Origin of the sequence: Undibacterium sp. FT79W, from assembly GCF_014284215.1 — a bacterium.
In the GTDB taxonomy this organism is placed as follows: Bacteria; Pseudomonadota; Gammaproteobacteria; order Burkholderiales; family Burkholderiaceae_D; genus Undibacterium; species Undibacterium aquatile.
Window position 1 is genome coordinate 286961 of record NZ_JACOGB010000005.1, and the last position, 21982, is coordinate 308942.

The window sequence follows — 21982 nt, forward strand, 5'->3', positions numbered from 1 at the left end:
CAGTGAAAAGTTATCGTTATGATGTCATGTCCGTTTAAACCGAAATGGGAGCGCCGCAAAGAAGCTCGTCCTCAGGAATTGCTTGCTGCTGCGTTAAATCTGTTTGTTGAGCGCGGTTTCGCTGCGACCCGTCTGGATGATGTTGCGAAAGCCGCAGGCGTCTCCAAAGGAACCTTGTATTTGTATTTTTCAAGCAAGGAAGATTTGTTCAAAGCAGTCGTGCGCGAAAACATCGTGCCGCTGCTGGGTGAAGCTGAGGGGATGATCACGGCTTTTGAAGGTAATACAGAAAGTCTGTTCCGGGAGTTGACACTGAGTTGGTGGCGCAATGCGGGAGAAACTAAGTTATCCGGTTTGCCAAAACTGATGATGGGGGAAGCCGGAAATTTCCCCGAGCTTGCACGGTTTTATCAGGATGAAGTGATTGCCCGCGGTGAGGCATTGTTGGCAACGGTGCTGGCGCGGGGAATGCAGCGTGGTGAGATCCGGAATATCGATCTGGAAATCGATACCAGATTGTTGATTGCGCCGGTGATCATGATGATGATGTGGAAGCACTCGTCATGTGTGTGCCAGATCGAGCCAGAAAAACTCAACGTCTATCTGGAGCATTACATCCAGATGGCCTGGAATAGTTTATTGATACGGCAGGGATAAATGTGGCTCGGCTGACGCGCCAATGGTGGCTCTGGAGATTTTACCTGTTGAATGATTCCGGTGTCTGCTTAAACAGAAAACAGCGTACTGAAAAGACATTAAATATCGCTGAATACCGGAATCAAACCGGCATACAGAGCAGTGCTTTGATAAAATGCGGGTTCCTTTAATTTATGCAATCGAGTGAACAAATGAATATCGAAAAAGCCCGTTTCAACATGATTGAACAACAAATACGTCCTTGGAACGTGTTGGATAAGGATATTTTGGATATGTTGATTGTGGTGAAGCGGGAAAACTATTTTCCGCAAGACCAGAAAACACTGGCTTTCTTTGATACGGAATTGCCATTGCCGGACGGCTCTAAAGCAATGAGTCCGAAACTGGAGGCGCGCATCGTTCAGGAATTGGGTCTTAAAAAACAGGAGTCTGTGCTGCTGATCGGCGCTGCATCCGGGTATCTGGCAGCTTTGCTGTCTTCTATGTCCAGCCACGTGACTGTGTTGGAAACATCGTTGGTGCTGAAAGAACTTGCTGAAAAAAATCTGGCGGCAGATGGCGTAAGGAATGTCAGCGTTTTACTGGCAGACGGATTGTCCGGTCAGCATACAGGTTCGTATGACGTGATCGTGGTTGCCGGCGCCGTGGAATCGGTACCTGACACACTGAAAAAGCAATTGAATATCGGCGGTCGTTTGCTGGCAATTGTTGGTCGCTTGCCGGTCATGCAAGCAGAACTGATCACCCGCTCTGCTGATGCCGCATACGACACTCGCAGTGTGTTTGATACGGTGGTTGCGGCAGCACCGGGCGCCGTACCTTCCTCACAATTCAAATTCTGATCTGTTAGTCAAAATAGAAAACGTATGCAACACATCACCGCACAAGAACTAGCGCAATGGCTGACTGATAGCAGTAAAAAATCTCCGCTTTTACTCGATGTCCGGGAACCCGGCGAGTATGAAACTTGTCATATCGAGGGCGCTCAACTGATGCCTATGCAGACAGTTCCTGCGCGCTTGAATGAGCTGGATGAGGATGCGACGATTGTTTGTATTTGTCATCACGGTGGTCGCAGTATGCAAGTCGCTCATTTCCTCGAACACCGGGGATACAGCAAAGTGATTAACCTGACTGGTGGTGTGCATGCGTGGGCACAGCAAGTCGATCCGGCTATGCCGACCTATTAACATAACTAACTTTTATTCGGAGTGTTTCATGCGTAATCCAGTTGTTGCTGCACTGCTTGCAAGTGCTTTCCTGTCGCTGAGTGCGAATGCTACTGATTTGCTGCAAATTTATCAGGATGCTCTGGCGAATGACCCTCAATATGCGAGCGCCCGTTCCTCGCTGACGGCTGGTCAGGAAAAGTCAGTTCAGGGACGTGCTGGTTTGCTGCCAACGATAGGTCTGAACGGAAGTGATACCCGTTCACGCGTCGAATCACAACCAGATATTGCGAATGCGGATCGCAATTTTACGACCTTCTCGAATACCTGGTCGCTTGCCTTGTCGCAGCCTTTGTTCCGCTGGGCGAACTGGCAACAATACGAACAAGGTAAATTGTCTGTCGTGATCAGCGAAGCGCAGTTTGCTCAGGCAAAACAGGATTTGATCGTACGGGTCGGTCAGGCCTATTTCGATGTGCTCGCCGCGCAAGATACGCTGGCAACATTGCAGGCGCAAAAAGTGGCGATCTCAGAACAACTGGCATCAGCGAAACGCAACTTTGAAGTCGGTACGTCAACCATCACCGATACGCATGAAGCACAGGCGCGTTACGATCTGGCAACGGCACAGGAATTCGCTGCGCAAAGTGATCTGCAGGTCAAACGTTCAGCCTTACAGCAAATCATTGGTAAGGAAGCGGGTGAACTGGCGACACTGAAAGCCGGCGTAAAACTGAATTCACCTCAGCCAGCAGCGGTGAATGAGTGGGTCAGCTCTGCCGAAAAACAAAACTTCAATGTTGTCGCCTCCGAAGTTGCAGTTGAAGTCGCGAAACGTGAAATTGAAAGAAACCGCGCCGGACATTATCCTACGCTGGATCTGGTGGCGAGTACCGGCCGTACTGCAACAGGTGGAGCTTCTTCGACCGGCACCGGCGTTGTGAAACCGACGACGATCGGTGTGCAATGGAGCATTCCATTATTTGCCGGTTTTGCGGTTGACAGCAAAGTCAAAGAAGCAGTTGCCTTGCAAGAAAAAGCCCGTAACGATCTGGAGACAAATCGTCGCAGCGCAGCGCAAGGCGCGCGTCAGGCTTATACCGGCGTGACCAGCGGTTTGGCACAGGTTAAAGCATATGAAGCAGCAGAAATTTCCAGTCAGTCTGCGTTGGATTCAAATAAACTCGGTTATCAGGTTGGTGTCCGCATCAATATCGATGTGCTGAATGCGCAACAACAGTTGTACACCACTCGTCAGAATCTGGCGAAAGCGCGTTACGACACCATCATGAATGGTCTGCGTCTGAAGTCGGCAGCGGGTACATTGAAAGAAGAAGATTTATCTGAAGTAAATACTTTGTTGCAGCGCTAAAAACAAAAAGTAAGTCGATTCCAGGACAACAGTCCGACAACAAAAAAGCCCGCTGAATGCGGGCTTTTTTGATTTTGATCATGCCAGTTTGTTGCATATCAATTTGTACTTTAGCGCAGGGTGAACACTGACGTATCATAGGTGCTGATCGCTGGTACACAGATGTTGTCGTCCAGCCTGGCTACCGATTTACTTATGAAAGTCATTTATGGCGTTGCCCGGGTTTTTGAATAAGCGTTGGCTGCTACCAGTCTTTGTTCTGGCCGGATTGATCTTGCTGTCAGGTTTGATTTTTTCCTCCTCGCTGTTTGGTCCCCGGTTGGAGGTCTTTACTTTGCAACGCGGTGAATTAGTACAAACCGTGGTTGCCAGCGGCAGGGTGGCGACACCTGCAAGAGTGGATGTCGGTACACAAATTACCGGGCGCGTTGCTGCTGTTCCCGTCAAAGAAGGGCAGACTGTGCGAGCTGGGGATCTGTTGATAGAGCTGGCTGCTGCCGACGAAAAAGCAGCGCTGGAGCTGGCGCAGGCGAATGTCCGGCAAGCCGAGGTCAGACTCAGGCAGTTGCAACAACTGACGCAGCCGACTGCGGAGCAAGTGCTGGTACAGGCGCAGGCCAATCTGATTAACGTCGATAAGCAATATCAGCGCACCCGCGAGCTGGTTGCGGAGGGTTTTGTCGGTAAGGCGCAACTCGATGAGGCGCAGCGCGCACTCGATGTTGCGCGAAGTCAGTTAAAGAGCGCGCAATTCCAGCTGCAATCGAGTAAGCCCGACGGCAGCGATTATCAACTCGCTGTTGCCGGATTACAGCAGGCGAAAGCGAATTTGGCGGCAGCGCAGGCCAAACTTGAGCACACCAGAATCACGGCGGTGGTGGATGGCGTCCTGATTGCCAGAGACGTAGAGCGTGGCGATATCGTACAACCGGGCAAAATCCTGATGGTGTTATCACCCGCAGGATTCAGCCAGTTAGTGGTGCAGATCGATGAAAAGAATCTGCGTTACATCCGTATGGGGCAGTCTGCCTTCGGCGTGACTGATGCCTATCCCGGGCAGAAATTTCCGGTACAAGTTGCGTATATTAACCCCGGCGTAGACGCGCAGAGGGGCTCAGTGAATGTCAAATTGAACGTATTAAAACCACCGCTGTTTCTGACGCAGGACATGACGGTATCGGTGGAGATAGAAGTCGCCAGAAGTCAGAATGCTTTATCGCTGAATGTGGAAGCGATCCGTGATGCGAGTACGCTGCATCCGTGGGTGATGGCTGTGGTGGATGGCCGCGCAGTCCGGCGTCCGGTGACAATAGGCATACGCGGCGATAAAAGCGTGGAAATAGCTTCCGGGCTGGATCAGCATGACGTCGTATTGCCAGCGACAAATATGACGATAGAGGCGGGGCAGCGGGTACGTCCTGTCGTCACGAAAAATCCGCAGTCATGAATAGCTGGCTTCCTTTTGAGTGGATAGTCGCCACCCGTTTTTTGCGGGAGGGGCGCATGCAATCTCTGTTTATTATTCTCGGGGTTGCTATCGGTGTCGGCGTGATTGTGTTTATGTCGGCCTTACTGGCTGGCTTGCAGGCCAATTTATTTCGCCGCGTGCTGAGTTCGCAGCCGCATATCACGCTCGAAAGACCCAAGCAGCAGGCGACGCCGGTACTGCTTGCTGCACCGGGACAGCAGATCGTGACGACGATACAAAAACCGTCGCAGCGTGTGAATACCATCGACCAGTGGCAAAAAATCCGCGATCAGGTCGAGGCTCGCAACGACGTTGTGACCGTCTCGCCAACCACAACCGGACCGGCACTGGTGGTGCGCGGCAGCGCCACGCAATCGGTGTCAGTGATTGGTATTCTGCCCGAGCAATACAACAAGATCGTGCCGCTCTCAGAAAAAATAACCGCCGGCGTTTTTCGCCTGACGAATACCGACGTCATGATAGGCACGCAACTGGCGGAAGACATGGGCGTTGGGCTCGGTGATAAATTACGCCTCAATTCAGCAGCAGGCACCAGTCTGATATTGAATATCGTCGGCATTTTTGATCTGGGTAGCCGCGCTGCCAATCAGCGCAACGTGTATGTGCTGTTGTCGACCGCACAGAATTTATTGAATATGGTCGGTGGCGTGTCGAGCATAGAATTAACGGTGCATGATCCCTACAGCGCAGAGGATATTGCGCAATCTATTGCCAACAGTACGGGGCTTAACGCGCTGAGCTGGATTACCACCAACAGCCAGTTTTTTCTGGCGATGCGGGCGCAGACCTATTCCAGTTTATTGATCCGTGTTTTCGTTGCGCTGTCGGTGGCAGCGGGGATCGCCAGTGTGCTGGTGGTGTCGGTTGTGCAGCGGCAAAAAGACATAGGCATCCTGCGGGCGATGGGCGGCAGCCGCGGGCAGGTGCGGCGGATATTTCTGATACAAGGTGCGCTGGTTGGTTTAGCGGGATCTGTGATCGGCTCTATGATGGCAGTTGGCTTACTGGCGATGTGGAAAATCGTTGCCAGAAATCCGGATGGCACGCCGATGTTTGTGATTAACGTCGATTGGCAGTTTTTTGTCTGGAGCGCATTGCTGGCGATGCTGGCCGGTGTGCTTGCTGCGGCGACCCCGGCGGTGCGTGCCGCGCGACTTGATCCTGTGGTGGCGATCCGTGGCTGATACTGTCCTCCTTCTTAAACAAGTCTGTAAATCGTATGCTGTCGGCACGCCGGCAGAAACGCAGGTGTTGTTTGATATCGATTTACACCTGCAACAGGGCGAGTTTGCCGCACTGATCGGACCTTCAGGTTCCGGTAAAAGCACCTTGCTCAATATCATAGGCTTACTGGATCGTCCCAGTGGCGGGCAATTGATCATGACCGGGCAGGATACCGGCAATCTTGATGAGGCGCGGCTGACGCAGTTACGCGGGCAGGCGATCGGCTTTGTTTTTCAGTCGCATTATCTGCTCACTGCGTTCAGTGCGACAGAAAACGTGATGATGCCTATGCTGATGCAGAATGGTCGTCCGGATGATCGTATGCGCGAACGGGCGCAGCATTTGTTAGCTGAAGTGGGCTTGAGGCAATGGCAGGATAGTCTGGTGGGAAATATGTCGGGTGGTCAGCAACAGCGGGTGGCGATTGCGCGGGCGCTGGCACTGAATCCGCCGTTGATACTTGCAGACGAGCCGACCGGTAATCTCGACACCAAATCCACTGACGCTATTTTTGAGCTGATGCGTAAAGTGAATGCCGATCAACACACCACGTTTCTGATGGTGACGCACAATATGGAGCTGGCAGAACGTTGTGATCGCACGATAGAGTTGGTCGACGGAAGAATCGCTCCGTCGATTTCTTCCATGACTTAAACGTAAGACCGGCTCTGTTGATTTTGCTGATTCGGCTGGTTCAGATAGTGCTCAGCTGAACCAGTTTCTGACATTGAGACCGATAAAATGTCCGAAGACGACGATCAGCATGAATGGCACCAACGCAACGCAGGCCTGCGCAATGACTTTCCAGAGTAACCACAACTGACGGGAAATCAATGGTGTGACCGCCCATACGCACGTCAGGTAGACCAGCACCAGCGAGCACATGAACAGTATCAATAAAAAACCTTCGGGGCGGTACGGTGCAGCAATCGCAATAATGGCGCTCCAGGCAATCCACGCAGAGAGTGCCGACACCATGATTCTGTGAGCAAATTCCATGACAGGTAATGACCTCATCGGATGATTTCCTTCTGCGTAAGTGTGCCGGAGAATTAGCTCTCCCCGGCCTGAACTGTCTTGCCAGGGAAGTGCTTTATTCGTTTGTCTGCAAATGATTGATCAATTGATGCAAACCCGCAGTCATTGCTTGCACTGAACCGAGCATATCCCATTGATCGTCGCCGATTTTAACGTAATTTGAGACTGACCGGAGTTCCAGAAATTTCTGCTTTTCCAGTTGGCAGATATGGAAAAAAGCGGCACCTTCCATATTCTCGATATCACATTTGCTGTTGTCGATAAACGGCGCCATGGCTGCATTGACGGAAATACCATGTGCCAGCGGAAAGGGTTGTCCGGCGGGGATGTGTTCGCAGTGCAAGGTGTGGCGGCGTTCAAATTCCATCTCTATCGGCAGATGCGCCATGTGGACAAAACCTGTCGGTGTGAAAAATCCGAGATCGGCTTCTACTTCACTTTCTACCAGCACAACATCGCCGATTTTGAAACGTGAATGAGGGAATACGCCAGCAATGCCGGACAAAATCAGCATGTCCGGGCGGTGCTCATGTATCGCTTTGACGGTCGCATACGTGGTCGCCGTCAGGCCGACACCGGAAACGATACTGATAACATCATCACGTTGAAACAGGCTGGCTTCGGTTTGAGTAGGAAACAGAACAATGATCTTCATAGGAGGAGAGTCGGATTCAAGGAGAAAGGGTGTAAGGTATTGCGTATCGTTATCGGCTGCCATGTCGCAAATCAACAAAATGCTGTAAACCTTTTTCTCAGCAGCGCGTTATAAGGAGTACAGGCATTTTCAACTAAACCGCATCGAAATAGCATGATGATGCTTGTCTGGTTGCCATTCATTTCGCTGACAGCAGCAGAGACAATTTAAGAGCTTATATGAAAAAAATCATTTTATTCGCGGCGCTTGCGTCCTCATTGCTGAGTGTTGAGTCGGCGTCAGCGCAGAATGTTAATTTATCGGTGCAATTTGGTCAGCCGGGTTTTTACGGGCAACTGGATGTCGGTAATTTTCCGCAGCCGCAATTAATTTATCGCGAACCCCGCATCGTTTATCACAGCCCCGCGCCATTGCCGCCGCTGTATCTGGTTGTGCCTCCCGGTCATCGCAAACATTGGGATAAGCATTGTTCACGTTATGACGCTTGTGGCAGGCCGGTTTATTTTGTGACCGAGAATTGGTATAACACCCAGGTGGTGCCTCGCTATCGTGACGGTCAGTATCGTGAACCACACCGCGACTATAACAACGGACCAAACCGTGGTTACGATGGCCGCGATGACAGAGATAATCGCGAACACGGTCGCGGTAAAGATAATGACCGTGGTCAGGGAAATGGGCGTGGTCACGATAATGGGCACGGCAGAGGGCAGCATAACGATTAATCTGCCAGTGGCTGGCGAACGATGTCTGTGGCGGTTTTAGCGCAGGCATTGTGCCCGGGCATTCTGGAATGGCTTCAGGCGGTCAGAATATACTCCCGGGGGGTATATTCTGACCGCCTTTGTTTATAAGGACATCTGGCATGTTTTGGCTGATACTCCCCTATTTTATGAAAAAACAGGGGTATTGTGCAGCAGTACAGACGGGTCTTGCCGCGCAATTGTATCGTTGCTGATAACCGGGTTTGCCGCAACCATACTGCTTGATTGCATTATGTTGCAGAAGCAGCGGCGCTCGCTGAGATTGACTTACTGAAAGCTGCGCAAGTAGGCCAGAAGATCGGCGATTTTTTTGTCATCGCTCATGCCATAAAAGCGCATCTTCGTGCCGGGTACGACATCTTCCGGCGCTTGCAGAAAAGCGCGCAGATTTTTTTCTGTCCATACCAGCTTTGCATTTTTCATCGCGGGTGAATATTTAAAATCAATGGTCGAACCGGCTGTTCTGCCGATCACGCCGTTCAGTTGTGGCGCAAAGCCGCCGTGTGCGGAAGCACCGATCTGATGGCAGGACGCGCAGCGCGATGTGAACACCAATTTGCCCGCCTCGACATTTCCTGCGGCGACCGCAAACGGCGAAACCATTGCCATGACTAGCAGAAGCAGGCAGCGTTGTCTCATCAGACTCATGTCGTCTGCGCCGGGTTTTGTGGTGCGTAGGCCGCCATAAAGACATCGATTGCTCTGGCTGTCATTGCTTTGATTTCTGCTTCACTGACATGCTCCAGCAGCTTGAACAGAAATGGATTAATTAATTCCGCTTCCAGCAAACCATGTAATTGCAAAGTGGCGACTGCCGCATTTCCCTGGCGTAGCTTTCCTTGTGTCATGGCGTCTTGCAGAAAGTTCGTGATAATGCTCTGGCTGCTCAGAATGCCGCGTTCATAGAGCAGTTTGCCAAGTTGCCCTGGCGCTGTAATTGCCATGTGTCGTTGCGCCATGATTTCTGGCGAATACAGAAATGACAGCAGATGTTCGCCAAAGTAACGCAAGGCATCGGTGATGTCTGTGTTGGTCTGGTCGAATGCATCGAACATTGCCTGGCGCTTGGTCTCGGCAGACTTGTACATGATTTCAAAAAATAACTCTTCCTTTGACGCGAAGTAGTTATACAGCGTTGCTTTCGAGCCTCCCAGCCGGGCGCAGATTTCCGACATCGACGTCCGTTCAAATCCTAACTCTTGAAAAGCCTGTGCCGCCACGCTCAGTATGGCCTGCCGTTTTGCTTCGGTTTTCATTTTCATGTCAATAGCATCTCTCAAAAATAAATAACTGTACCGACCTGTTCATTTTAGCATGCGGTTGCTATAATTCGTAAAACGTACTGTACGGTACAGTAATGAATGAAAGAGAGAACTTCTTATGTCTTCTATATCTTCACCCGGGTTTTTACCTCCGATTACGCTCAGCAGATTGCTGCTGGCGCTGACTTTGGCGCTAGGCGGCTGCGCCCAGTTGCCGCAGTCAGAACCAACTTTATCAATGAAGACTGGCGCTGATTTTCCTGCTGCAAACGCGTTCGCAACGACTACCTCCGCTACCAGCATCTGGCCAGATGAACGTTGGTGGCAGGCATATCAGGATGCGCAACTGAATGCTTTGATTGACGAAGCCTTGCGTGATGCGCCGGACATGAGCGCCGCTGCCGCACGACTGGCAAGAGCAGAAGCCTTCAGTCAGGTAAAAAATGCGGCAACAAAGCCGCAGGTCAATGCCAATGCATCGATTACCGAGCAAAAGATGAGTTACAACTATCTGACGCCAAAGTCGATGACGCCGAATGGCTGGAATGATTATGGGCGTGCGACTTTAGATGTCAGCTGGGAGCTGGATTTCTGGGGTAAAAATCGTGCCGCACTGGCTGCGGCGACTTCACAGGAGCAAGCCAGCCGCGCCGAATACGCACAGGCGCGTCTGACTCTTGCCGCGGCCATCGCCAGTCAGTACGCCGATCTGGCGCAATTATTCGTACTGCGCGACACGCTGCAACGCTCGGTAGAGATACGTCAGAAAACCGTCCAGATGTTTGCCGACCGGTTTGCCTATGGCATGGAAACCAAAGGCGGGCTGAGTGAAGCGAAAGTGCGACTGATCAGTGCCGAAGCGGAGTTGTTGGCAAACGAAGAGCAAATTGGTCTGCAGCGCTATCGGATTGCTGCCTTGCTGGGTGCAGGGCCTGACCGTGCGCTGGCGATTTCCCGTCCTACAGTGAATTTACAGGCGTCCACCGGTCTTCCTGCGGAACTGGCGACAAATCTGCTGGGACGCCGCCCGGACATCGTTGCGGCACGCCTGCAAGCCGAAGCCAGTGCGCACAGCATAGATCAGAAAAAAGCAGAGTTTTATCCGAATATCAATCTCTCGGCATTCATAGGCGTGCAATCGCTGGATCTGAATATGCTGAGTAAAAGTGGTTCCTCCACCGGCAGTATCGGCCCGGCGATTTCTTTACCGATCTTCACCGCAGGTCGCTTGCAGGGTGAGTTACGCAGCAGCACCGCCAGCTATAACGAAGCTGTGGCGAACTATCACCGGGCTATCAGTCAGGCCTTGCAGGAAGTGGCCAGTGCCGGTCTGAGCCAGCAGGCATTAAGTGCGCAACTGATGAAAAGCAAACAAGGTGTTGCGGCGGCGACCGATGCCTACGGCGTTGCAAAAAATCGCTATCAGGGTGGTCTGGCAACGTATCTCGAAGTTTTATCCGCGGAAGATAGTCTGCTGATCAACCTGCGCGCACTGACCACGCTGGAGGTGCGTGCCTTCACTCTCGATGTCGCGATGAAACGCGCACTCGGCGGCGGTTACCAGTCCCCGGCAAATACTTAATTTAAAAATTATCTGAAGGATTTTTACCATGTCTGAAATGAATCTGAACGCAAACAAAGTACAAAGACGCAATAAATTACTGGGCGGTGTCGCAGGTGTCGTAGCTTTATCTGCGATCGCCACAGGTGTTTACTGGTTCACGTATGGCTCGCATTTTGTCTCTACCGATAACGCCTACGCTGCAGTCGAAGTGGCGCAGGTGACATCGGCCGTCGGAGGCACGATTAACGAAGTATTAGTCACGGATACCCAAGCGGTAAAAAAAGGCCAGATCCTGGTCAGGATCGACCCTGCGGATGCGCGTCTGGCACTGGCGCAGGCCGAGGCTGATCTGAATCGTGCTGTACGCCGGGTCAGAGGATTTGTCGCCAATGATGCCAGTCTGAAAGCACAGATCACTGCCCGCGAAGCCGATGAGAAAAAAGCAGCGGCGCAGCTGCGTGCGGCGGAAGCCGATTTCGAGCGGGCAAAAATTGATCTGCAACGCCGCGAAGCATTGGCCGCCTCAGGCTCGGTTTCCGGTGATGAACTGACCCGTGTACAGAATGCTTTTACAACTGCGAAAGCGAATCTGGAAGCGAACCGCGCCGCCGCTGCGCAGGCGCAGGCAAATCAAACTATGGCGCTTGGCTCACGTGAGGCCAATGCCGTATTGATCGCTAATGTCAGTGAAGAAAATAATCCGGAAGTTGCTCTTGCCCGCGCCCGCCGCGATCAGGCTGCGCTTGATCTGGAACGCACCATTGTGCGCGCACCGGTCGATGGCATTGTTGCTAAACGCCAGGCTCAACTCGGTCAGCGCGTGTCGTCCGGTGTGCCATTGTTGTCGGTTGTGCCAGTGCAGGAGATGCACGTTGATGCGAACTTCAAAGAAGTACAACTGGAAAATGTTCGTGCCGGTCAGCCGGTTGCATTGCAGGCGGATATCCACGGTAGCAGCGTGACTTATCACGGCATAGTAGAAGGCTTTTCGGGTGGATCGGGCGCAGCGTTTGCCGCGATTCCGGCGCAGAACGCAACTGGTAACTGGATCAAAGTCGTACAACGTTTACCGGTACGTATCAAGCTCGACTCCAAAGAGCTGCAAGCCCATCCGCTGAAAGTCGGCCTTTCCATGAGCGCCCGCATTGATACCCGTGAGCAGCAACGCTAAGGAGGCAACATGAAAAACTATGCTTTGCAGAGCGGAGCATCCGGTACGCCAGCGGGGAGCGCGTCAGAAGATGCGCCGCTGACAGGCGGCATGCTCTGGTTCGCCGCCATCATTCTGGCGGCCGCCAATTTTATTGCCGTGCTGGATATGACGATTGCGAATGTATCCGTACCGACCATCGCTGGTGCAATGGGCGCGACCAGCAGTCAGGGCACCTGGGTGATTACTTCGTATGCCGTGGCAGAGGCCATCACTGTGCCGCTGACCGGCTGGCTGGCAGCGCGTTTTGGTGCTGTTCGTGTATTCACGATAGCGATGGCGATGTTCGGCATTTTCTCTGGCCTTTGCGGCCTCGCCAATTCTCTCGGCATGCTGGTATTTGCGCGTATCTGTCAGGGTTTTGCGGGCGGCCCGTTGATGCCGTTATCGCAAACTTTATTGCTGCGGATTTTTCCGAAAGAAAAAGCACCGGCAGCGATAGGTTTATGGTCGATGACGACTCTGATCGCTCCGGTGCTGGGCCCGATTCTTGGCGGTTATCTGTGTGATGATTTTTCCTGGCCGTGGATTTTTTATATCAATCTGCCGATTGCCGTTTTATGTGCGGCGATGGCGTGGCAATTACTCAAACGCTATGAAAAAGCGCCGGTGCTCAATCCGATAGACAAAGTCGGGCTGGCATTGCTGGTGATCTGGGTCGGTGCTTTGCAACTGGTGCTGGATGAAGGAAAAGAACTCGATTGGTTTGCCTCGACGGAAATCGTTTTGCTCAGTCTGGTGGCGGCGGTGGGTTTCGTCGTTTTTCTGATCTGGGAGTTTCATGAAAAGCATCCGATTGTCGATTTGCGGGTGTTCCGGCATCGCGGGTTTTCCGTCAGCGTACTCACGATCAGTGTCGCGTTTGCTGCCTTTTTTGCTGCGAATGTGTTGACGCCACAATGGTTGCAGGCATTCATGGGATACACCTCAACCAAGGCAGGCATGGTAACGGCATGGACAGGTATTTTTGCTGTCTTTGTTGCACCTCTTGCGGCTGGCTTGTCGTCGAAGACAGATCCGCGCCGGCTGGTATTTGGCGGCGTTGCCTGGCTGGGGCTGATGACCTTGTGGCGCACTTTTGCCACGACAGATATGGGCTACTGGGACATTGCCATGCCGTTGATGTTCATGGGTTTAGGTTTGCCATTTTTCTTCATCCCGACAACCGGGCTCGCTATGGCCAGTGTCGAGGAACGTGAAATGGATTCTGCCGCGGGTCTGATGAATTTTTTACGGACTTTATCCGGTGCGTTCGCGACCTCAATGGTGACAACCATCTGGGATGATCAGATTTCCCGCAATCATGCCGAATTGGTCGGGCTCACCGATACCGATCTGAGTGTACAAAAAATGCTGGAAAGCTCAGGAATGGCAATTGATGCGGTTCGGGGAACCATCGATTCTCTGGTTACCAGTCAAAGCGTGATGCTGGCGACGAACCAGTTAATGATGGGTATCGCTGTCGCATTTCTGGTTGCTGCGTCGGTGATCTGGCTGGCGCCGAAACCAACCAGAGTGGTCGAGCCGGGAGCGGGCGGACACTAGACGACACCCGTTCGACAGGCGACTGACCGGTGTATCTGATGCCGGTCAGTCCTTTCATTTAATTTCTCACGGATGACAGGAGAATTCTCATGTTCCAACATATTCTTGTTCCCACGGATGGCTCTGCACTATCGCAGGCAGCCATAGAAAAAGCGGTGTTGTTTGCGAAAGAGTCTGGTGCGCGCATCAGTTTTTTCTGTGCCGCGCAAGCCGCTACCATGTACGATGGGCTGGGTGGCATTTTTTCTGCGCAGACGCCAGCAACTCTGCGCAACATCGCGAATAACATCAGTCAGGAAATTCTTGCTGCGGCAGAAAAGCAGGCGCAGATACAGGGTGTTCCGTGCACAACGTTGTCGCAGATTGCAGAGCAGCCTTATGCTGCAATTATCGAGGCTGCAACGCTGCATGGCTGTGATTTAATTTTCATGGCTTCTCACGGCAGGCGCGGGCTGGATGCCTTGTTACTCGGCAGCGAAACGCAGAAGGTACTCACACATTCGACTATACCGGTATTGGTTTATCGTTGATTTAATCGTCGCCTGTCATGCTGGCACACCCAGTATTACGCTGGAGGCTTTGAATATGCCGGTGGCAGGTGTGCCGGTCTGCAAGCCCAGCGCGGTGCAGCTGTCATTGGTGATGATGGCAGCCAGTGTACTGCCGCCGTCCATCGTGATGATAATTTCGGTATTCACGGCACCCGGTTGTATGCGTGTGACGATGCCGCTTAACTGATTGCGTGCCGATAAGCGGGTATTCTGATTTTCTGTCATGACGATGATGGACGACGATTTGATCAGCGCAAATGCTTCTGAACCCGGCTGTAAACCCAACTCTTCCGTGCTTTCATGGGTAATGACGGCGACAATTTTTTGCCCGCCTGCAATCGTCAGTTCTATTTCATCATTCACCGCGCCCAGTTTGATGTGCGTGACTTTGCCCAGATAATGATTGCGGGCGCTGGTTTTCATATTCATTTTTTTGATGAGTAAAAAATCGTCGGCGATGCCATCCGCTTGCTGACTGAGTTGCCGGATAAAATCACGATGTTCCTGTTCGATGATGTGGAAGTTATCGACCAGTTGCTGACCACGTTGTGTGAGCCTTGTGCCACCGCCGCCTTTGCCACCGGTCAGTCGTTCAACCAGCGGTTCGCCCGCCAGATTGTTCATGCTGTCAATCGCATCCCAGGCGGCTTTATAGCTCATCTTCATGGCTTTGGCCGCTTGTGTGATCGAGCCGCAAGCGGCGATTTGCGCCAGCAGGGCAATCCTGCCTTTGCCGCCGAAATTTTCTCCATCAACGGTCATCCAGACCGAGCCATGTAAGGCTATCGTTTTCTCTTTGCTCGTCATACAAACACCCGTCTTAAAAACATCTGCCAGAAACTGGCAGTGTCGGAAGTATCAGCAGCAGCGCTGAAGTCACGTTGCCCTTTTCTTCGTCAGCTGTGAGAACGTCATTGTTCATACGCATTGGCTGAGTACGACCGGTGCATCATCATGACGAATTTTCCCATCACGCAAATGCACAACGTGATCGCCAAAGACATGGGCGTCTTCCGGATCATGCGTGATCAATATCATCGGTACTTGCAATGTACTTTGCAAAGTATCGAGTTCTTTGCGCATCAGAATACGCAAAGATGGATCCAGCGCAGCGAATGGCTCATCCAGTAACAAAGCCCGGGGTTCTGCAACCAGTGCCCGCGCCAGCGCCGTACGCTGTTTTTGTCCGCCCGAAAGTTCATGTGGAAGCTGATCGGCGACTGTTTGTAAATCCAGCGCAGCTAACCAATGATTGACCTTTTCATTGCTGCGTTGCCGGTCTGGATTACGCCAGCCCGGCGTCAGTCCGAAACCGATATTCTGGCGCACGTTCAGGTGCGGAAATAAAGCGTATTCCTGAAACAGATAGGCAATATTCCGCTTTTGCGGTGCCAGATGAATGCGCTGCTGATGATCGAACAAAGTTGTCTCGCCGAGACGGATATGTCCGCGATCTGGCATCAGTAATCCGGCAATCGCTTTCAGGGTCAGGCTCTTGCCCGCGCCGGAATCGCCGAGGATGACAACGCGCTGCTGATTGCTGGCGAACTGAATGTCGAGATCAAACCTACGTGTGCCTGAGATCAGCGTTTTCTGAATGTGGAGATCAAACTGCATAGGCCATTCCATTATGAAGAGCGATGTGCGATGCGCCCCGGCGCCAGTTTTCCTGCCAGCAGTAACACGCTGATACAGACGACGGAGGTCAGTAACACCAGCGTGTTGGCAACATCATCCTGCCCGGCCTGCACGGCTTCATACACGGCGATAGACAGGGTTTGTGTTTTACCAGGGATGCTGCCGGCGATCATCAAGGTCGCACCGAACTCACCTAATGCCCGTGCGAATGCCAGCAACACACCGGCCAGAATCCCGCGCCATGCCAGTGGCAGGGTCACACGAAAGAAAATACCTATTTCTGAAATACCCAGTACGCGCGCAGCTTGTTCCAGTTGTCCGTCGATTGCTTCAAAGGCGGCTCGTGCCGGTTTAAAGACCAATGGAAACGCGACGACGGCTGCGGCAATCACTGCGCCTTGCCAGGTAAAGATCAGATTGATGCCAAGATGATCCTGCAGCCATGCACCGAGCCAGCTACGGCGTCCCAGTAAGACCAGCAGGTAATATCCAAGCACCGTTGGCGGCATCACCATTGGTAAGGTCAGCAAGGTGTCGAGCAGATCGCGCCCGGGAAAGCGAACGCGCGCCAGCAGATAGCCGACAGCGATACCCGCAACCAGATTCAATGCGGTCGCCCAACCGGCAACTTTCAGCGACAGCAACAGCGCGTTCCATGCGACATCCATACCAGACGATCAGCCTTTCTTAAATCCGTATTTTGTCAACACCGTTTGCCCCGGTGCGGACAGCAGATAGTTGATGAAGCGCTTCGCTTCTTCTGCATTAGCACTATTTTTGATGCGGGCAACCGGATAACTGATCACCGTGGCAGTCGGTATTTCCAGCACGACTTTGACTTTGTCTTTCATGATTGCGGCATCCGTCGCATAAACGAAGCCAGCGTCAACCTCGTTGCGGGCAACGTAATCGAGCGATTGCCGTACGTTTTGCGTGCTGATAGTTTTGCTTTCGAGTGCTGGCCACAGTTTTGCCGTTTCCAACGCCTGCATGGTATAGCGCCCCACGGGCACGCTGGCCGGATTGCCAATCGCGATGCGTTTGATATTTGCCTGATTCAGATCGTCGAGTCGTTTGATTGCGATTTTACTGTCGGCTGGTTCGATCAGAACGAGCGCATTCCGCACAAAATCATGACGGTCACTCGCCATTACTAAGCCCTGTTTTTCTGCGGCATCCATGGTCTCCTGATCTGCCGAGGCGAACACATCCACCGGTGCGCCTTTGGCGATTTGCTGCAACAAGGCACCTGACGCCGCAAAGTTCAGGGAGACTTTCGCATCCGGATATTGCGCCTGATAATTCTGTGCAATTTCTTTGAACGCATTGGTCAGACTGGCTGCTGCCGAAACAGTGATTTCTGCCGCACAGGCGAGATTTGAAACCCCGACCAGTAAAGTTGCCAACATCAGGCGTTTCAAGGTTTTCGTTTGCACGTGACAGCTCCGGTGAGTTGAACAGAAGTCGTAATATACACTTATATATAACGCTATCAAAGAGCGAGCCCGGATAATCTTGACTCAGGTCAGTTTAGAAAGAAAAACCGGGAGCATAAGGGGGGAGCCACCTGATCGTTGTCTCAATATCGGGGCAGGGCTGGTCGTGCTTTTTCGCAAAAAAAACACCAGCTCGTAAGCTGGTGTTTTCAAGGATAAGAGTCTGATCAGAATCCAAGCCGGAAATCGACCCTGAAACTGTTAGCACGATAGGTATTCGCACCCATAGAACCTAGCCAACTAAAGTTGGTTGTTAAACCACGACGCGATCTGACATTCAGACCCAGACCAACAGACTGGATATCTTCCGGTAAACCAACGACGACGAAACTGTAATTAGTGCTGCCTGCACCCAGATCTGTGTAATACATAGACTGATCCATATCACCGCTGGTGCGGTGACGCAATTGCAGCTTCAACGATGGTGAAACCTGACCAAACTCGTAGTACAGGTCTTTTGCAATCGTCAAACCTCCAGTCAATGCAGTGGTAGTGCTGCGGGCATTATTCAGAGAAAGAGCTAAAACGCTGCCGCGCTCGTTGTAGGCATCCAGTCTGGCATGCAATACATCGAGACGTCCGAATGGCTGAATATGTAAATCATTGCCCATCGCGATATCGCGTGTCAGCGCCGTCGATGCAAAACTGACCTGACCTGAACGCTCGCCCGCCAGCAACTGATTATTGACCTCATCCCAGCGACGATTATCAAAATTGAGCTTGCCCATACCTACGACACCGTCCACAAACCACTGTTTCTCTGGCTTGTACGTGCCGTACAACATGCCAGACCATTGTCTGGATTTGCTTTCGCTCCCCAGTGTATCCATGGTTGCTGTGTCACGTGCATAGCCAATCGATGCACCAATGATCAGCTTGGGATTCCACATCATATCCAAACCGATAGTCAGGCCGTTGCTGGAGAATTTTGTCCGGTTACCATTTTGTGCACCAATGCCACCAACGTCGATATTACCCGCCGTCCAGATGCCGATTGGCTTACCCGCAATCTGCAGCAATTCATTATTTTTTGCTGGTTCTTCTTCATTGTTACCACCATCTGCATGGAAGGCTTCACCTTTGGCAAATGGCGCTTTCGCCATTGTGGAATCCTTCGGACTCAGACGGTACGAATCGTTACCGAAGGTGTCCTTGCTTGCAGTCAGATTGTCAGAAATTTTATTGACAGCCATTCTGAACATATCCAGTCCAGGGGCGTTGAGTCCGATACCAAAGCGGTTTTTAATCGAAAAGTCGCTATGCAGAATCTGAACGTGGCTATACACGTTCGTGATCTGCGTCTCAGTGAAGCGCTGACTGATATTAGCCGCTGCAACTGCCGTCGCTTTCACTACAGCATTACTCACAGGATCAGGGCGTTTGCCTACGACGACATTCAACACCGTGCTATTCGCACCAGCAGTTATCGCGTCGCCAGAGTAGAGCGCAGTAATTAAATGAGCACCGACCGACAGATTTTTCGTCATTAACGCGGCGGAACCATTTGCCAATGGCACGCTTCCCAGATTTACCTGTCCGTCCATAAAGATGACTGAACCCGTCGATGTTGCCGGGCTCACTGCCGCAGTCAACGTCACAGCAACGCCATCCAACACCTGTGATTGGGATGTCCCTATCGTTACAGCAGAAGCAGTGAGGTTCTGAATTTCAATGCTGATGCTGGCCGTTGCCGGATTGAAATTACTTTCGCCGTCTTTGGTCGCGGTGACAACACATGTGCCGGCGGTACTACCCGCTGACAGGATATTGCCAGACAAGCTGCAAGCACCAGATGTGATGGCAAAACTGACCGCGCCGCTGCCGGAACCGCCAGAGACTGCCATGATTGCTTTGCCTGTCGATTTATAGATGGCGCGTTTATCGGCGTTCAACACCAATGCGGTCTGCACATTCTTACCAACACTCAGACTATATGTCGCCAATGTCTGTGCATTGATACCTTTGACTGCTGCCTGTGTTGCCGTAATGGTCACGCTGCCGGATACCAGTGCAGAGACTTTACCAACGCCATCGACACTCGCGATGGCGGGGTTACTGCTGCTATAGCTGATCGCCCCAAAATTCCCACCGCTGAGCGTGGAGGTAGCGACATTCGTCAGGCTGTTACCGATAGTGATTTGTAACGGCCCTGGTTGGCTGAAGCTGAGTACTGGTAATGGTAATGCCGTGACCGTTAAGGCGTAGGTTTGTATAGCCTGTTCGTTCACTCCGTTCACCGCTGTTTGCGTCGCCGTAATTGTCACTGCCCCTGCATTCAATGTAGTGACGGTGCCGCTGGAATTGACCGTGGCGATGGCGGGATTACTGCTGCTGTAGCTGATTGCACCATAATTGCCGCCGCTGAGCGTGGAGGTCGCGACATTCGCCAGGCTATTACCTAATGTGACTTGTAACGGCCCCGCTTGGCTGAAACGCAGCACAGGTACATCAATAACACTCAGGCTGTATGTCTTTGTCGACAGTCCGTTCACTCTTGTGACAGCTGCCTGTGTTGCGGTAATTGTGACCGTTCCCGTATTTAGCGTCGTGACGGCGCCGCTGGCGTTGACCGTGGCGATGGTGGAGTCACTACTGCTGTAACTGATCGTGCCGTAACTGCCGCCAGTCAATGTCGACGTCACAGTATTTGTCAGGCTGTTACCGACGGTTATTGCGAGCGGCCCCGGCTGATTGAAATTTAAAACGGGGACAGGCACAGGGTTGACGGTGAGGCTGTAAGTCTTGACCACCTGCGCGTTTATTCCTGTGACAGCTGCCTGTGTTGCGGTAATTGTGACCGTTCCCGTATTTAGCGTCGTGACGGCGCCGCTGGCGTTCACTGTGGCGATGGTGGAGTCACTACTGCTGTAGCTGATCGCGCCATAACTGCCGCCAGTCAATGTCGACGTCACAGTATTTGTCAGGCTGTTGCCGACAGTTATTGCGAGCGGCCCCGGCTGATTGAAATTTAAAACGGGGACAGGCACGGGATTAACGGTGAGGCTGTAAGTCTTTGTCGACAGTGCGTTTATTCCTGTGACGGCTGCCTGTGTTGCGGTAATTGTGACCGTTCCCGCATTCAGTGTCGTGACGGTACCGCTGGCGTTCACCGTGGCGATGGTGGGGTTACTGCTGCTGTAGCTGATCGCACCATAACTGCCACCGCTGAGCGTTGATGTTGCTGGATTTGTCATGCCATTGCCGGCAGTGATCGGGGGCGGGCTAGGTTGATTGAAACTCAAAATCTGCGGTGGAGTCACAACAAGGTTGTAGGTCACCGAATATCGACCGGAGCTGCGACTATCCAAAATCATTTCTATTTGGTACGTTCCCGTATTTGAAGCAATGAAATTAAAAGAAGCAGTTTGAGCGGCCGTATTATATTGCCCTTGGCGCGGTTGAACTGAAGCGGGAGTATTTGGACTAATATCGTTAACCCTTGCTGTGGAATCGTATGCGAAGCTGATGTTGCAATCGGTGTTTACTGTACAAAAGTAGCTGCTACCTTGGGCTGGGTTAAAACTCATGGGCGGCGTTGGAATCACAACAAGGTTGTAGGTCACCGGATATTGAACGGAGTTGGTATCAAATAAAATAATGTCTATTTGGTACGTTCCAGTATTTAAAGCAGTGAAATTAAAAGAAACAGTTTTAGTTATCCCATTCAACTGCCCTCCGTACCCATTTGCTAGTGAAGCTGGAAAATTCGCATTAAAATTACTAATTGTTCCAGCGAAGCCGTATGTGAGGCTGATGGTGCAATTGGTGTTTACTGTGCAAGTGTAGTTGCTACCCTGGGCTGGATTGAAACTAATTGGGTCTGCATGCACCGGTAGCGCCGTGCTGAGTATGGTGATGAAGAGGCTGGCAAAAGCCAGCCATCTTATCGAAAAGATGCGTTGTAGCATGGCGCGACTTTCAAATAAATAGAGCGAAACGGGGGAAAAGATGTGTCTGCAACGCCAGCGCATTGATGCACTATCAGAGCTCAATGCGAGCATTGACTGCGGAAAAGTGAGCGGTAAAGCACAGATGAGGATTCCATTGTACAGTTTTTATTTTTGCAACAATGAAAATTACCACCGAAGTCCCGACAGTGTTGTTTTTTTAAAAATAGACGTATGAGTATGTGACTAATACGAGACTGCTGACAGTATCAGGGGATGGTTATGTACGAAGATGCGTTCAAGGCAATTTGCTGAGGGTATTTGAACAATACCGTGAGATGACGTCATGTGTGCATCTGGTTGGCGTGTAGGTTGGGTGCCGTCTTTATATTGCCTTGCCGGGGCAATTTTTCGTTAGTCTCAATGAAATACAACGAGGACTGCTTTTTTACCTTCACCCG

General features: G+C 51.8%; 21 protein-coding genes. 12 read left to right on the plus strand and 9 right to left on the minus strand.

Annotation, left to right across the window (positions count from 1 at the left end):
• Positions 1–21 precede the first annotated feature (21 nt).
• The 7 genes from H8K38_RS10915 to H8K38_RS10945 all read left to right on the plus strand — a co-directional run bounded on the left by H8K38_RS10915 (position 22) and on the right by H8K38_RS10945 (position 6565).
• Positions 22–657 carry a TetR/AcrR family transcriptional regulator gene (locus H8K38_RS10915; RefSeq protein WP_186884969.1) on the plus strand — a complete coding sequence of 212 codons (636 nt, stop codon included), beginning with the start codon at positions 22–24 and terminating at the stop codon, positions 655–657.
• 191 nt (positions 658–848) lie between these two features.
• Positions 849–1499 (plus strand): protein-L-isoaspartate O-methyltransferase, encoded by a 651-nt coding sequence (locus H8K38_RS10920; RefSeq protein WP_186884855.1) that lies wholly within the window; start codon positions 849–851, stop codon positions 1497–1499.
• Between the two features lie 24 nt (positions 1500–1523).
• On the plus strand, positions 1524–1847 hold the full coding sequence (locus tag H8K38_RS10925) for a rhodanese-like domain-containing protein (protein WP_186884856.1): 324 nt from the start codon (positions 1524–1526) through the stop codon (positions 1845–1847).
• Between the two features lie 28 nt (positions 1848–1875).
• On the plus strand, positions 1876–3198 hold the full coding sequence (locus H8K38_RS10930; RefSeq protein ID WP_186884857.1) for a TolC family outer membrane protein: 1323 nt from the start codon (positions 1876–1878) through the stop codon (positions 3196–3198).
• Between the two features lie 208 nt (positions 3199–3406).
• Entirely contained in the window at positions 3407–4645 is a 1239-nt protein-coding gene (locus H8K38_RS10935; RefSeq protein ID WP_186884858.1) for an efflux RND transporter periplasmic adaptor subunit, read from the plus strand.
• Between the two features lie 56 nt (positions 4646–4701).
• A complete protein-coding gene (locus tag H8K38_RS10940) occupies positions 4702–5871 on the plus strand; it encodes an FtsX-like permease family protein (protein WP_222611392.1) in 1170 nt (389 codons plus the stop codon).
• On the plus strand, positions 5864–6565 hold the full coding sequence (locus tag H8K38_RS10945) for an ABC transporter ATP-binding protein (RefSeq protein ID WP_186884860.1): 702 nt from the start codon (positions 5864–5866) through the stop codon (positions 6563–6565). The genes H8K38_RS10940 and H8K38_RS10945 overlap by 8 nt, the downstream gene beginning before the upstream one ends.
• A 51-nt stretch (positions 6566–6616) precedes the next feature.
• Here H8K38_RS10945 and H8K38_RS10950 read toward each other — a convergent pair whose 3' ends face one another.
• Positions 6617–6928, minus strand: coding sequence for a hypothetical protein (locus H8K38_RS10950; RefSeq protein WP_186884861.1), 312 nt, complete (start codon positions 6926–6928; stop codon positions 6617–6619).
• 76 nt (positions 6929–7004) lie between these two features.
• Positions 7005–7604, minus strand: coding sequence for a purine phosphorylase (locus H8K38_RS10955; protein ID WP_186884862.1), 600 nt, complete (start codon positions 7602–7604; stop codon positions 7005–7007).
• 218 nt (positions 7605–7822) lie between these two features.
• On the opposite strand from H8K38_RS10955, the gene H8K38_RS10960 reads away from it, so the two are divergent.
• Positions 7823–8329 carry a hypothetical protein gene (locus tag H8K38_RS10960; protein ID WP_186884863.1) on the plus strand — a complete coding sequence of 169 codons (507 nt, stop codon included), beginning with the start codon at positions 7823–7825 and terminating at the stop codon, positions 8327–8329.
• Between the two features lie 306 nt (positions 8330–8635).
• Here H8K38_RS10960 and H8K38_RS10965 read toward each other — a convergent pair whose 3' ends face one another.
• Both H8K38_RS10965 and H8K38_RS10970 read right to left on the minus strand, forming a co-directional pair.
• Positions 8636–9016 (minus strand): cytochrome c family protein, encoded by a 381-nt coding sequence (locus H8K38_RS10965; RefSeq protein WP_370587088.1) that lies wholly within the window; start codon positions 9014–9016, stop codon positions 8636–8638.
• Complete coding sequence (locus H8K38_RS10970; protein ID WP_186884864.1) at positions 9013–9630, minus strand: TetR/AcrR family transcriptional regulator; 618 nt, start codon at positions 9628–9630, stop codon at positions 9013–9015. Before H8K38_RS10970 ends, H8K38_RS10965 begins: the two co-directional genes overlap by 4 nt.
• Before the next feature lie 118 nt (positions 9631–9748).
• Between H8K38_RS10970 and H8K38_RS10975 the strand changes: the two genes are divergently transcribed.
• The 4 genes from H8K38_RS10975 to H8K38_RS10990 all read left to right on the plus strand — a co-directional run bounded on the left by H8K38_RS10975 (position 9749) and on the right by H8K38_RS10990 (position 14479).
• A complete protein-coding gene (locus H8K38_RS10975; RefSeq protein WP_186884865.1) occupies positions 9749–11212 on the plus strand; it encodes an efflux transporter outer membrane subunit in 1464 nt (487 codons plus the stop codon).
• A gap of 28 nt (positions 11213–11240) precedes the next feature.
• Positions 11241–12365, plus strand: coding sequence for an HlyD family secretion protein (locus H8K38_RS10980; RefSeq protein WP_186884866.1), 1125 nt, complete (start codon positions 11241–11243; stop codon positions 12363–12365).
• Positions 12366–12374: 9 nt separating this feature from the next.
• Positions 12375–13949, plus strand: coding sequence for a DHA2 family efflux MFS transporter permease subunit (locus tag H8K38_RS10985; protein WP_186884867.1), 1575 nt, complete (start codon positions 12375–12377; stop codon positions 13947–13949).
• An 89-nt stretch (positions 13950–14038) separates the two neighbouring features.
• Positions 14039–14479, plus strand: a complete 441-nt coding sequence (locus H8K38_RS10990) for a universal stress protein (protein WP_186884868.1) — start codon at positions 14039–14041, stop codon at positions 14477–14479.
• 15 nt (positions 14480–14494) lie between these two features.
• Here H8K38_RS10990 and H8K38_RS10995 read toward each other — a convergent pair whose 3' ends face one another.
• The 5 genes from H8K38_RS10995 to H8K38_RS11015 all read right to left on the minus strand — a co-directional run bounded on the left by H8K38_RS10995 (position 14495) and on the right by H8K38_RS11015 (position 20828).
• Positions 14495–15307 (minus strand): TOBE domain-containing protein, encoded by an 813-nt coding sequence (locus H8K38_RS10995; RefSeq protein WP_186884869.1) that lies wholly within the window; start codon positions 15305–15307, stop codon positions 14495–14497.
• A gap of 111 nt (positions 15308–15418) precedes the next feature.
• Positions 15419–16117 (minus strand): sulfate/molybdate ABC transporter ATP-binding protein, encoded by a 699-nt coding sequence (locus H8K38_RS11000; protein WP_186884870.1) that lies wholly within the window; start codon positions 16115–16117, stop codon positions 15419–15421.
• Positions 16118–16128: 11 nt separating this feature from the next.
• A complete protein-coding gene (gene modB, locus H8K38_RS11005; RefSeq protein ID WP_186884871.1) occupies positions 16129–16806 on the minus strand; it encodes a molybdate ABC transporter permease subunit in 678 nt (225 codons plus the stop codon).
• A 9-nt stretch (positions 16807–16815) separates the two neighbouring features.
• Entirely contained in the window at positions 16816–17574 is a 759-nt protein-coding gene (gene modA, locus H8K38_RS11010) for a molybdate ABC transporter substrate-binding protein (RefSeq protein ID WP_370587089.1), read from the minus strand.
• 227 nt (positions 17575–17801) lie between these two features.
• On the minus strand, positions 17802–20828 hold the full coding sequence (locus tag H8K38_RS11015; RefSeq protein ID WP_186884872.1) for an autotransporter domain-containing protein: 3027 nt from the start codon (positions 20826–20828) through the stop codon (positions 17802–17804).
• Positions 20829–21982 lie beyond the last annotated feature (1154 nt).

Coding starts and splice junctions, on each gene's coding strand:
- H8K38_RS10915 (WP_186884969.1), top strand. CDS start 22: ATGTCATGTCCGTTTAAACCGAAATGGGAGCGCCGCAAAGAAGCTCGT.
- H8K38_RS10920 (WP_186884855.1), top strand. CDS start 849: ATGAATATCGAAAAAGCCCGTTTCAACATGATTGAACAACAAATACGT.
- H8K38_RS10925 (WP_186884856.1), top strand. CDS start 1,524: ATGCAACACATCACCGCACAAGAACTAGCGCAATGGCTGACTGATAGC.
- H8K38_RS10930 (WP_186884857.1), top strand. CDS start 1,876: ATGCGTAATCCAGTTGTTGCTGCACTGCTTGCAAGTGCTTTCCTGTCG.
- H8K38_RS10935 (WP_186884858.1), top strand. CDS start 3,407: ATGGCGTTGCCCGGGTTTTTGAATAAGCGTTGGCTGCTACCAGTCTTT.
- H8K38_RS10940 (WP_222611392.1), top strand. CDS start 4,702: ATGCAATCTCTGTTTATTATTCTCGGGGTTGCTATCGGTGTCGGCGTG.
- H8K38_RS10950 (WP_186884861.1), bottom strand. CDS start 6,928: ATGAGGTCATTACCTGTCATGGAATTTGCTCACAGAATCATGGTGTCG.
- H8K38_RS10955 (WP_186884862.1), bottom strand. CDS start 7,604: ATGAAGATCATTGTTCTGTTTCCTACTCAAACCGAAGCCAGCCTGTTT.
- H8K38_RS10960 (WP_186884863.1), top strand. CDS start 7,823: ATGAAAAAAATCATTTTATTCGCGGCGCTTGCGTCCTCATTGCTGAGT.
- H8K38_RS10965 (WP_370587088.1), bottom strand. CDS start 9,016: ATGAGTCTGATGAGACAACGCTGCCTGCTTCTGCTAGTCATGGCAATG.
- H8K38_RS10970 (WP_186884864.1), bottom strand. CDS start 9,630: ATGAAAATGAAAACCGAAGCAAAACGGCAGGCCATACTGAGCGTGGCG.
- H8K38_RS10975 (WP_186884865.1), top strand. CDS start 9,749: ATGTCTTCTATATCTTCACCCGGGTTTTTACCTCCGATTACGCTCAGC.
- H8K38_RS10980 (WP_186884866.1), top strand. CDS start 11,241: ATGTCTGAAATGAATCTGAACGCAAACAAAGTACAAAGACGCAATAAA.
- H8K38_RS10985 (WP_186884867.1), top strand. CDS start 12,375: ATGAAAAACTATGCTTTGCAGAGCGGAGCATCCGGTACGCCAGCGGGG.
- H8K38_RS10990 (WP_186884868.1), top strand. CDS start 14,039: ATGTTCCAACATATTCTTGTTCCCACGGATGGCTCTGCACTATCGCAG.
- H8K38_RS10995 (WP_186884869.1), bottom strand. CDS start 15,307: ATGACGAGCAAAGAGAAAACGATAGCCTTACATGGCTCGGTCTGGATG.
- H8K38_RS11000 (WP_186884870.1), bottom strand. CDS start 16,117: ATGCAGTTTGATCTCCACATTCAGAAAACGCTGATCTCAGGCACACGT.
- modB (WP_186884871.1), bottom strand. CDS start 16,806: ATGGATGTCGCATGGAACGCGCTGTTGCTGTCGCTGAAAGTTGCCGGT.
- H8K38_RS11015 (WP_186884872.1), bottom strand. CDS start 20,828: ATGACAAATCCAGCAACATCAACGCTCAGCGGTGGCAGTTATGGTGCG.